The sequence below is a fragment of the Flavobacterium branchiophilum NBRC 15030 = ATCC 35035 genome (assembly GCF_002217205.1).
In the GTDB taxonomy this organism is placed as follows: Bacteria; Bacteroidota; Bacteroidia; order Flavobacteriales; family Flavobacteriaceae; genus Flavobacterium; species Flavobacterium branchiophilum.
Genome location: NZ_MUGT01000133.1, coordinates 1 through 11,930 on the forward strand (window position 1 = coordinate 1; position 11,930 = coordinate 11,930).

Annotated in this window: 9 protein-coding genes; 2 read left to right on the top strand and 7 right to left on the bottom strand. The window is 31.7% G+C overall.

Annotation, left to right across the window (positions count from 1 at the left end):
* Positions 1–93 precede the first annotated feature (93 nt).
* The 5 genes from B0A58_RS13420 to B0A58_RS13440 form a co-directional block, all read right to left on the bottom strand.
* Positions 94–825 carry a DUF2490 domain-containing protein gene (locus tag B0A58_RS13420; RefSeq protein WP_089081486.1) on the bottom strand — a complete coding sequence of 244 codons (732 nt, stop codon included), beginning with the start codon at positions 823–825 and terminating at the stop codon, positions 94–96.
* Positions 826–834: 9 nt separating this feature from the next.
* Positions 835–1,326 carry a DUF6691 family protein gene (locus tag B0A58_RS13425; protein WP_014084521.1) on the bottom strand — a complete coding sequence of 164 codons (492 nt, stop codon included), beginning with the start codon at positions 1,324–1,326 and terminating at the stop codon, positions 835–837.
* Between the two features lie 16 nt (positions 1,327–1,342).
* Positions 1,343–1,912 (bottom strand): YeeE/YedE family protein, encoded by a 570-nt coding sequence (locus tag B0A58_RS13430; protein WP_089081487.1) that lies wholly within the window; start codon positions 1,910–1,912, stop codon positions 1,343–1,345.
* Between the two features lie 387 nt (positions 1,913–2,299).
* On the bottom strand, positions 2,300–5,011 hold the full coding sequence (locus tag B0A58_RS13435; RefSeq protein ID WP_243389502.1) for a TonB-dependent receptor: 2,712 nt from the start codon (positions 5,009–5,011) through the stop codon (positions 2,300–2,302).
* A complete protein-coding gene (locus tag B0A58_RS13440) occupies positions 4,959–5,735 on the bottom strand; it encodes a GLPGLI family protein (protein ID WP_089081489.1) in 777 nt (258 codons plus the stop codon). The genes B0A58_RS13435 and B0A58_RS13440 overlap by 53 nt, the downstream gene beginning before the upstream one ends.
* A gap of 1,182 nt (positions 5,736–6,917) precedes the next feature.
* Between B0A58_RS13440 and B0A58_RS13450 the strand changes: the two genes are divergently transcribed.
* Together B0A58_RS13450 and mfd are read left to right on the top strand one after the other, a co-directional pair.
* Positions 6,918–7,520: a hypothetical protein gene (locus tag B0A58_RS13450; protein ID WP_014084526.1), complete on the top strand. Its 603-nt coding sequence runs from the start codon at positions 6,918–6,920 to the stop codon at positions 7,518–7,520.
* A gap of 17 nt (positions 7,521–7,537) precedes the next feature.
* Complete coding sequence (mfd, locus tag B0A58_RS13455) at positions 7,538–10,867, top strand: transcription-repair coupling factor (RefSeq protein ID WP_373863132.1); 3,330 nt, start codon at positions 7,538–7,540, stop codon at positions 10,865–10,867.
* A gap of 34 nt (positions 10,868–10,901) precedes the next feature.
* Here mfd and B0A58_RS13460 read toward each other — a convergent pair whose 3' ends face one another.
* Positions 10,902–11,393: a hypothetical protein gene (locus tag B0A58_RS13460; RefSeq protein WP_089081492.1), complete on the bottom strand. Its 492-nt coding sequence runs from the start codon at positions 11,391–11,393 to the stop codon at positions 10,902–10,904.
* A 219-nt stretch (positions 11,394–11,612) separates the two neighbouring features.
* Positions 11,613–11,930 (bottom strand): hypothetical protein (locus tag B0A58_RS16515; RefSeq protein ID WP_165766348.1); only part of this gene is annotated, 318 nt, incomplete at its 5' end.

The following is an 11,930-nucleotide window of genomic DNA, read 5'->3' on the forward strand; positions in this document are numbered from 1 at the left end:
TGTATATTTGGTATTATAACTGAGAATAGAGTTAAAATGATGATTTTTATAAATATTTAGCCTCTCTGTTTTTTATTATTATAGCAATTTTATTTATTTTTTATTCTTATTTTTTTGTATTGAATATGTAAAATTGGCTATTAAATTATTTTCTTCAATAAGTATTCCGTTTGTTTTTGGTAGCCTAGAAATGTGCATATACCCCAAATCCAGTTTCATCGAAGGGTTTATTTTATAACCCAGATTAAAAAACAATCGGTTGTGATCAAAAAAATGGGTAGCGTCTGTGTGTGAAGCATTTATTAAAATTTCGTCGCCAACGCTACAATTTATTTTAGAATTGACATCGTATCTTATTGATAATCTATTTCTTGGTCGTAAAACATCTGGTGTCGAACCATCAAAAATACGGTATTCTAATGCTGTTCGATTCACTAAAAATGTTTTTTGAAACATTTCGTGTTGCCATTCTAATGCTACTGCCATTCGGTATTCTTTTGAAGGCATGGCATCAGCATCGGCAATATTTTGAATGATTTTATAATTTTCAAAATAAGCAAAAGGCGATACTGAGTAAGTAATTTCATTATTTGGCTTATAATACACCCACGTTCTGATGGAATTCATCAATACTTTATCGAACCGATTGAGGTTGTTAAACCCATTTTGACGGCGGTGTTGGTACTCGAGTTCTGTTTTTATTTTTTCGGCTACAGGCACACTCAAAGTAGCTCTAACCCAGCTGTTTGAGTGAGCTTGAGCATGAAGCCTTATGCCTTGAAAAAGCAGTATCCAAATTAAAATTAAGGCAGTTTTTTTCATCATAAAAACAGATTAATGAGGCAATTTGTTTCTAAAATAGCCATAAACCCATGTGCCTACAATGGCAAAAAACAAGGTAACAATCATTACAGTTACACCAGTGCCAATTTGTGCAAAAATGGGTCCTGGGCAAGCTCCTGTAATGGCCCAACCAAGTCCAAAAATAAGGCCTCCAATAACTTGTCCTTTGTTGAACGTTTTGTCGTGAAACTCAATTGGCTCGCCATAAATGGTTTTGATATTATATTTTTTGATAATCAAAACAGAAATAATTCCAACCACAATGGCACTTCCAATCACGCCATACATGTGAAAAGATTGAAAGCGAAACATTTCTTGGATGCGGTACCAGCTAATGATTTCGGCTTTGATAAAAACAATGCCAAATAAAAAGCCTACTATCAAATATTTGATATTGTGGTACCATTTGTGTTGCAACTGACTTTCGTTTACACAAACGGTGTCGAGCGAACGGGTTTCAAAATCGGTATTTTGGTTTTGCATGATCTATTTTTTAAAATTATAATGAGAGAATGAAAGGTAAAATCAAATTTGCCATAATTAAGCCACCAATAAAAAAACAACAAGTAGCAATCAAAGAAGGTAATTGAAGGTTTGAAATGCCCGAAATAGCATGACCGCTAGTACAACCACCCGCATACCTAGAGCCAAAACCAATTAAAAAGCCACCAACAACCATCATCAAAAAACCTTTGATTGTAAACAAATTGGCCCACGAAAATAAGGCTGATGGCAACATTCCGTCGATGTCTGTAATGTTGTATAAAGCTAATTCTGCTCTTAAACTAGGGTCGATTTCGATTGGATTTGGGTTTGCCAATAGTGTAAAAGCCACAATTCCGCCCAATAATATTCCAATAACAAAGAAAAAATTCCAAATTTCTTTTTTCCAATCATAATCAAAAAAAGGAATTTTGGCCGGCATACAAATGGCACAAGCATGACGCAAGTTGGCACTAATTCCAAAATGTTTGTTGCCTAAAATTAATAAAGCGGGAACGGTAAGTCCTACTAAAGGCCCTGCAACATACCAAGGCCAAGGCTCTTTGAGCATCGAAATGAAATCCATTTTTTTATTTTTTTTATTTTATGAGGCAAAAGTAATGACGCATAAAAGAATGAATTGTAATTTATGTTACATAACTAAAAAAAAAAATGACGAATCATGGTTTAATAGGATGAATGCTATATTTTATAGCATTTTGCGTTTGGGATAGTAGTGAAAATCTTTTAGAAGCCCCCCAGCTCCCAAAAGGGGGGTGTTGTATTGCACGAATATAGTTTCTGAATGTGGTAGATTATTTCACAATATTTATTACTTTTGGAGTTCAATGTACGTTGTTTGGAACGGATAGCCCTACCCTTGGGGAACGTCCAAAATATTGTAATGCTTTTGGATTTTTTATTTAAAATTTATCTTTTATTTACAAATAAATAAAAATATGTAATTTAAGTATTAAAATTTATATTCCATTTTCAAGAGCATATATCTAGGCATCAATCCAAATTCTGTTTTGGTAATATATACGTCTGAAACAGTATAATTTTTAAATACTTTAGTGTTAAATAGATTATTTGCAGAAATAAAAAAAGTAATTTTATTATTTTTTAAAGTGTATTTACCTTCAAAATCTAAAAAATAATATTCTTTATTTGCGTTGTCTAAATTACCAAAATAATAACGCTCTGACTGAACTTGAAAATTTACCTTTTTATTCCAAATAAATGATAAGTTTAAAAAGCTTAGATTATCTGTAAATGAGTTTGTTGCGTTTGATACTACCTTGCTAAAACTATATTTGGTTCCAATATGAAAATTGAAAAGACTTTTAAACCCTGAACGTAATTCAACTCCTGTTGAAGTATTATTATTCATTACTTTTCTCAAATCAGAGTTATTTACAACGTTTTTATAATCAATTACAGAAACATTAAAAAAGACTTTCATGTTTGATTTTATTGATCGGAAATAATAATCAATATCTGATGACAAAGAAATGAAATTTTGATTTTTTATTAATATTTTTTCAGAAATATTATAATTCTGTGTAATGGTTGAATTAGTACCTAAATAATCATGATTCTTTGAAACAATTATTAATGTATTGAAGAAAAATGTATCATTCCAATTACCATTTGTATAATTTATAGTTCCAACGGTTGCACGAAGTTGATTAAATGCGGCTACTCCTTTTGTTAAATCTCGAAAAGCGGTATGTATAAATCCGCTGTATAAATCTGAAACATTGTTATTTTTAGAGTTGTATGCCCCTGTTAGGATTATTTTACTTTTGTCATTTATCTCCCAATCAAATGTAAATTTAGGATTAATAAATAAAGGGGTTTGATTGCTTTTGGTGTTATTTTGAAGTAATTGATTAAAAAGTTGATGTATATCAAATTGAGGTGCTATTGAAATTGTTTTGAATTTAAATTGTTGTTTTACAGATATGTATAAGTCATTTGAGGTGTAACTCAAGTTGTTTTTGTAATTATCTAATAAAGCTATATTTGAATTTTCAGGAAACAAATCTAATCTTGTGTCGAGTTCGTCTTTTCTAAATTGATTCCCAATTTTAAGTTCAAACAAATTACCGTTTTCCAATTTATTAAACAAATGAGATTCTATACCCGCAAATTGCATTTTGTTTCGACTATATTGTTTAGTATTATTGGCATTTTCAGGAAACAAACCTTGGAAAACAAATTGATTAACGGTATAGTCTTGTGGAGTAGCCTCGTTAATATATCTACCAGTAAAAATAATTACTTTTTTTGGTTTATATTTATTAGTAAAAACTATTTTTTGGTCTAAAAGATGGTTGTAAGAGTTAAGATTTTCATTGAGGAGCGTGTTGTTAAATTTTAAATCACTGTTAATATTATCATTTGTTTTGTTAATTTTAAATGAAAGTTCTAGGGTTTTAGTTTTTGAAATTTCGCTTGTATAGTCTAATTTTGCAAAACCAGTAATTTGCTTATTTTTGATTATGTTTTTTTCCAAATTTTGAAAATTAATATCTCCAACATTGTAATATTGTTCTTTATTCCTTACAATACTATTTTCGTCAGTATTTAAAAGCAATAGCACTTTTAATTTATCTTTTTTTGAAAGTGTAAAAATACTGTTCAACGAAATCATTTCGTCGTTATTGATTTTGATTCTTTTGAGTTTTAAATCTGGTAAAAAGGGATTTAAAGTGATTATCGAAAAAGCCGATTGGTTATCGCCAATATGAGAAACTTCATCATATCGATTAGGCCTTATTAAGTGATTGATGTCTCCTACGGCATCAAAACCAACATTATTTAGATTGCTTAAGAAAAAATATTTGTTTTTCTTTCCAAAATTCATCACATTTGTTTTAAATTCATATCTGTTTGCAGATACCAATCCGTAACCCAAAAGAGTATTTCCAAACCAAATATTTTTGGCATTTTCTTTTAGTGTCAAATTTAAAGCAACTTTCTGACTATTTTCAATTCCTTTCAAATGTTTATTGTTTGAATAGTTTTGAAATAATTCAATCTTATCAATTGGTTTTACAGGCATGTTTTTTGATAAAATTTTATAACCACTTTCTAATAAATCGTCACCATCAATCATCAATTTTTCAATTTCCTGATTACCAATTTTAATAGTTCCGTCTGATAAAACCTTGATGCCAGGTATTTTTTTTAACAAATCTTCAACAACTTGTTCATCTCCTTTTAAAAATGATTTTGCATTAAATATTATAGTATCCTTTTTTATTTTTATTGGCAAAGATGTCTTGACAACCACTTCATTTAATGAAAAAGGCATTTCTTTCAAATTCATGTCCTGTTGCAATTCCTGTTTGGATTCTTGTATCTCTATCTCAACGGTTTTAGTTTCGTATCCTAAATTTGAAAAAGATATTTTATACAATCCACTAGGTAAGTTCAATTTATATGCACCTGTTTCGTTTGTGTAGGTATAGTGTAACACTGCAATAGAACTCCCTTTTTTTACAACTATGTTTGCAAATGCAATGGGTTCTTGTTTTGAATTTTTTACAAAACCTTTCAAAATTATTTGCGAGGCACATAAGTTAGTACTTAATATAAACCCTAACAAAATTATAATCAGTTTATTAGCGTTTAATCTTTTCAATATCTTCGCTGCAATCATCACAGTTTTCGTCATATACTATTTTTTCATATCCTTTCGGTAATCTACTTGACACTTTTTCAAATTCTTCTTTAATTAGTGCTTTCTTTTTGTCTAAATACTCTATCAATGTAATTGGATTTTCTAGTTTTTTGGAAGCCATTATTAGTTTTTCGTTCGAGTTATTAGAAACATCTATTTTTTTTGCAGTTATATGAAAAACACCATCTGCATCGTATATTTCCAAAATAATCCCTGATAACCCCTGAAATTTCCATGGTCCGAACGGTACAGGAATTTGAGTTGTAAACCATGCCGTATAAGTACGTCCTCTAAAATCTATTGTAGCTTTTTGACATTCAAATCCACCAATTTTTTTTATCTCTTCACTTAAATTCCACTGCCATTCAAATGAGTCTTCTTTTACGAGTAACTCTTTGTCAAACCAAATTTCCATGAAATAAAAATTTTTCCTATCATTATAAAAAAACTCAGGGGTTTTAATGTTTCTAACTACATCAAAACTTAATATTTGCCCATCATCAGTATTGGTTTGTTTCATTTTGCCGTTCTCTTTCAATATCACTTTTTCTTCGTATAACGAGTTTTTCATATCAAATTTCAATGTAAAATTTCGATAAAATGTTGTCGAAAAATGAGTTGATTGTTCATATTCAATTTTTCCAAAAACACCTGTCTCTTGCGAATGTAAATTTTGACAAAGAAATGTTATTATTAGTAAGGCGGTTATTTTTTTCATTTTAGTATTATTTATTAATTATACCAATTGGGTTATAAATAACCCAATTGGTATTTTAGATTTACTTCAATTATGCGTTTTTTCTAAATATAAGAAAAACAAATTATTTGGTTTTAATTACAACTGTATCTAAACATTCTCCATAAGTCCATGCAGAGCAGCCAATTAATAAACCATTATTGTAATAACATACTCTCCATCTACAAGGATAATCCTCATTTGAAATCTTTTCAACTTCCACAAATGAAGCCGAATTATTTTCACTCTTTAAATTATTTTTTTCATTTTTTAAATTATTTATGTGCCATTTTTTTTGGACTTGCACGGTTAGATTTCGTCCTAATGCTGAAAATGATCAGCTAAATGTTTTCTTTTTTTTTGGGGAATGAAAAACCCGCAATTATTGGCCAAATAATATTGTTAAAAAGGTTTTTAAATTATTCATTAATATAAATACTTGTAAAATAATATTTTTATATGCATTTTAAACTAAATATTTTTTAATATTATTATACTAATTAAATAATTTTATGTATTATATAACTATAAAAGCTGTAATTTATTATATTCAAAATGTACTTGTTGATTTTTAATTATAAATTATAATAAAACCATATTTATTCCAAAAGCAACTAAAATGGATGTAAAAAAAATGCGTGGTACTTCGTTTATTGTCAATAGAGGTGCTGGTAAGAACCTTGAACACGAATAAGCAAAGCCCACGCAAAGCATGAGCAAAGTCCATTCTTGTGTTCAATCCTAAGTAAATTACCAGCTTTCTAATTGACAAGAATAAAGCATTACTTTACATTTTGTAGTAAAGTAAGAGCGTTTTTAATTATTTAAAGACAAAAATAATGAATTAATAAATAAACACAAAATAAATTGTAATAAATATTCTAAATTAGTTTCAATTAATTCAGCTACAAGTTAAACAGCTATCTTAATATGATTAATTTAAATATTGCATTCTTGAAATGTTGGTTGATATTAATTCTAAAATAAAGATTTTAAAATATTTAAAACTATAATATAATTTTAGTATCATTTTATTTAGGTTGTATAAAAAAGTAAGATTAACAACTTTCAAATTATTTTTGTTTGATTTAACAAATATTTTAAGTTCAAAAAACGCTACTTTTTTTAATTTCTGATTACTTTTGCATCATTAATTCAAAAAAAATGATGCGACAATATATTTGGACGGGCTTGCTGCTTACTACGGTTTTTTTTTCGTGCCAAAACAACAATGAAACCCTAATTATAGAAAAGGAAAAAGCAGCCCAACGCAATGAAGTGATTTTTAAAAACATCAACAAGGCTTGGTTTTTTGAAAAACAACAAAATAATTTGACTTCGAGAAATTTGACCAATACTTGGACCGAATGGCGGATTTTTTTAAACGAATTGGAACAAAAACCCAAAAGTACGATTGGAGCTTTTCAGCAAAAAGCCAAAAATTTATCAAAAAAATCGGCCGATTTGAACCAAAACATTCCCGAAAAATGGGCTACAACGGCCATCAAAAGTCGGATTATGGTGCTAATTACGGTCATCAATTCGTTGGATTTGTACATTCATTTGAACCCAATTCCCGATAAAAAAGTAGTTGCCATTATTGCCGAAATCAATAAACAATCTATTGCCCTACAGGATCAAATGGACGAAATTGAAATCAAAACCAAAATTCAGGCAGAGGCTGGCGAAGGCGATTTGATCAAAATGTTGGACCCTTCCAGAGCCGTACCTACCCTTTCGTCGGACACTTTAATCAAAAAACATTGAGCAAAAAATTTTTAAATATCCTAGAGCAAGCGCCAAAAGTCAAACAAATTGTTTCGAGTTTGCAAATTGCAAATGCCAAACTGCATCTTAAAGGACTTATCGGGTCGTCGGTATCGTTTGTATTGGAAGCCCTTTATAAGCAACAAAGTAATCCTTTTTTGGTAATTTTAAACGATAAAGAAGAAGCTGCTTATTTTTTAAATGATTTAGAACATTTGATAAACGATCAAGAGGTTTTGTTTTATCCTGCTTCCTACAAACGGCCTTACCAAATGGAACAAACAGACAATGCCAATGTGCTGTTGCGGGCAGAGGTGCTGAATGCCATTAATGGAGTTGCTAAAAAAAAGGTAATCGTTACCTATCCTGAAGCACTTTTTGAAAAAGTAGTTACCAAAAAAGATTTGGATAAAAACACGTTGAAAGTACAAATTGGCGACAAAATTTCGATCGATTTTGTAAACGAAATGCTATTTGAATATGAATTTAAACGGGTAGATTTTATTACAGAACCTGGCGAATTTTCTGTAAGGGGCGGTATTGTAGATGTGTTTTCGTTTTCTAATGATTTTCCTTATCGCATCGAATTTTTTGGAAACGAAGTCGATTCTATCCGAACTTTTGATGTAGAAACCCAATTGTCTGTCGAAAAACAACAACAAATTTCGATTATTCCCAATGTAGAAAACAAAGTTTTTCAACAAAATAGAGAAAGTTTTTTAGACTATATCCATCCGCAAACGGTTATTTTTATTCAAAATACAGAAATGCTTTTGAGTGCATTGGATCAATATTTTGACCGTGCCATTCAAATATTTGACCGTTTAGACGGAGGCATCAAAAGGCTTTCACCAATAGAATTATTCATCAATCAAGAACAATTCGTTCAAAAAAGTAAAGCTTTTTCAGTAGTAGAAATGGCTTCAAAAGCCGTATATCGTACCACCAAAACGATTGAATTTCATATCCAACCACAACCTTCTTTCAATAAACAATTTGAATTGTTGTTGCAAAACTTGAATGACAATCAAACCAACGGTATTCACAATTATTTGTTTTGTGCCAATGAGGCTCAAGCCAAACGTTTTCACGATATTTTTACATCGTTAGACGAGGTGAACTCCGAACATATTCGCAAACAATATTCGTGTATTACTTTGCCTATCTATCAGGGATTCATTGACTTAGAACATCAAATAGCTTGTTATACCGACCATCAAATATTTGAACGTTATCATAAATTTAACATCAAAAATGGTTATGCCAAAAAACAAACCATTACCCTCAAAGAATTGACAACACTTGCCGTGGGCGATTATGTTACCCATATCGATCATGGCATTGGAAAATTTGGAGGCCTTCAAAAAATACAAGTCGAGGGCAAAACCCAAGAAGCCATCAAACTGGTATATGCCGACAATGATATTGTATATGTAAGTATTCATTCGTTGCATAAAATTTCGAAATTCAATGGCAAAGATGGTTCGCCTCCAAAAATTTATAAACTAGGGTCAAATGCTTGGAAACTTTTAAAACAAAAAACCAAAGCACGGGTAAAACATATTGCATTCAATTTGATTCAGCTGTATGCCAAACGCCGATTGGACAAAGGTTTTCAGTGTGCTCCAGACAGTTACTTGCAAGCCGAGCTCGAAAGTTCGTTTATATATGAAGATACTCCAGACCAGCTCAAATCGACACAAGAGATAAAGGCCGACATGGAAAGCGATAGCCCCATGGACAGGCTTGTGTGTGGCGATGTGGGTTTTGGCAAAACCGAAGTAGCCATTAGAGCCGCTTTTAAGGCTGTGGACAATTCCAAACAAGTGGCTGTACTCGTGCCAACAACCATTTTGGCCTATCAGCATTACCGCACTTTTTCGGAAAGGCTCAAAGACATGCCTGTATCTGTGGGCTATTTAAACCGATTTAGAACCGCCAAACAAAAAGCCGAAACCCTCAAACAACTAGCAGAAGGCAAGTTAGATATCGTAATTGGTACCCATCAGCTCGTTAATAAAAATGTGGTTTTCAAAGATTTGGGTTTACTTATAGTGGACGAAGAACAAAAATTTGGAGTAAACGTTAAGGATAAACTTAAAACCATAGCGGCCAACGTGGATACCCTAACACTTACGGCTACGCCCATCCCAAGAACGCTTCAATTTTCGTTGATGGCTGCCCGTGATTTGTCTGTTATCAGCACACCACCGCCAAACAGGTATCCGATTGAATCACAAGTAGTTGGGTTTTCTGAAGAAACCATTCGTGATGCCATTAGTTTTGAAATACAACGCAACGGACAGGTTTATTTTATCAATAATAGAATAGAAAACATCAAAGAAGTAGCAGGCATGATTCAACGCCTTGTGCCTGATGCAAAAGTGGGCATTGGCCACGGCCAAATGGACGGAAGCAAACTCGAAGAACTTATGTTGGCCTTTATGAACGGTGATTTTGATGTGTTGGTGGCCACAACTATCATAGAAAGTGGCCTCGATGTGCCCAATGCCAATACCATTTTTATCAATAACGCCCATCATTTTGGACTATCCGATTTGCATCAAATGAGAGGACGAGTTGGACGAAGCAATAAAAAAGCTTTTTGCTATTTTATTTGTCCACCCTATTCGGCCATGACAGACGAAGCCCGAAAGAGGATACAAGCTTTAGAACAATTTTCTGAACTTGGAAGTGGGTTTAACATCGCAATGAAAGACCTCGAAATAAGAGGTGCAGGCGATTTGTTAGGCGGCGAACAAAGTGGTTTTATCAATGAAATTGGTTTTGATACCTATCAAAAAATCATGAATGAAGCCATAGAGGAACTCAAAGAAAATGAGTTTAAAGACCTGTATGAAAACGAAGACAAACCCGAAAAAGTGTATGTTAAAGATTTGCATTTGGATACCGATTTTGAGCTTTTGTTTCCAGATGACTACATCAATAACATATCCGAACGACTTAATTTATACAACGAATTGAGCCTTATAAAAGACGATTTGACCCTTGAAAATTACCAACAAAAACTCATAGACCGCTTTGGCCCTTTGCCCAAACAGGCAGTATCGTTGCTCAACAGCATCAAAATAAAATGGATTGCCACACAACTAGGTATCGAAAAACTGGTTATGAAACAAGGTAAAATGATTTGTTATTTTGTGTCCGATCAGCAAAGTAGTTATTATAGTTCTACAACATTTACAACTATATTACAGTTTGTACAAAAAAACCAAAAATTAGCAAGTATGAAAGAAAAACAAACTCCAAACGGACTGCGGCTTTTACTTACATTTGATCAAGTAAAATCAATCCAAAAAGCCCTGGAGCTCATGTCTATGATTTAATGCCATTGATAATATTCATAAAAAAATAGCTTTTTTATACTTGGTCGTTTCCTTTTTTGCCAACATTTCCTTGAGCCTCAAAACGAACTTTTAGTTTATTAAAACTTGTTGTAGCATTTGGAATACCACTATCGTGTGCCTGTTTAAAACTATTATAAACATTGATGGCTTGTGCATAAGCTTCATGTCCTGCAATACGTTTTGCATCTTCAATACGCTGAATAGCATTGCTCAAAGCACTCGAAATGGCATCTAGCTGATTAAAAACAGTTAGGTCGTTTTGTAAGTTTACTAGATTTATAAAGCCAGGCAATATGCCTGCTCCGTTGGATTGAGCCTCTGCAAGACAGTCGTCTGAAAAAACCTTGTTGGCAACATTAATGGCATTATAGCTCAGTCGTTGCTCGTCTGTGAGGGTGGTGTTGGCGGGCACTTTTGATAATATAGTTGCAATACTAGCATTTATAGCCGTTACATCTGCTACGGCTAAAATTACATTTAACCTGTTTTCTGATAAATTACTCATAAAGATTGTGTTTTAATACGTTGTAATTTTTTTTTATATTTACTTCTCACAAATATATTATTTTTTTTAATTCCAAAATTTTTTTTAGCTTTTTTTCTACTCCTTTTTTTCTACCCCTATTTTTCTATCAGCAAACCTAACTACATCTTTTATAATCTATTTTTGAATAGCAGATATAAGGTTTTAATTATAATTTTTCCCTTTTGTGCCTATTATTTTTTATTCAAAATATTTAAAATCTTCAACCAACATCCTGTAGATTTCTTCTTTTACTAATTTGGTTTTTTCTGAAATTGTTGTTATTTTTTCTAATAAATCGGAACAATCATTTACATCGGCATATTTTTTAATTTGAATTAAACCGCTGTCTTTGGTTACAAAATCTGGATAATCAAAATATGTAAAATAGGCTTCTTCGTGCAACCCTACATTTTCTAGTATTTGCCCCTTGGTATAATTCAAATTCCAATATTGATAAAATGCTTCAATAGTTGTTGCTAAATCTAACCCCAACCCAACCCTCCCCGAAGGAGAGGG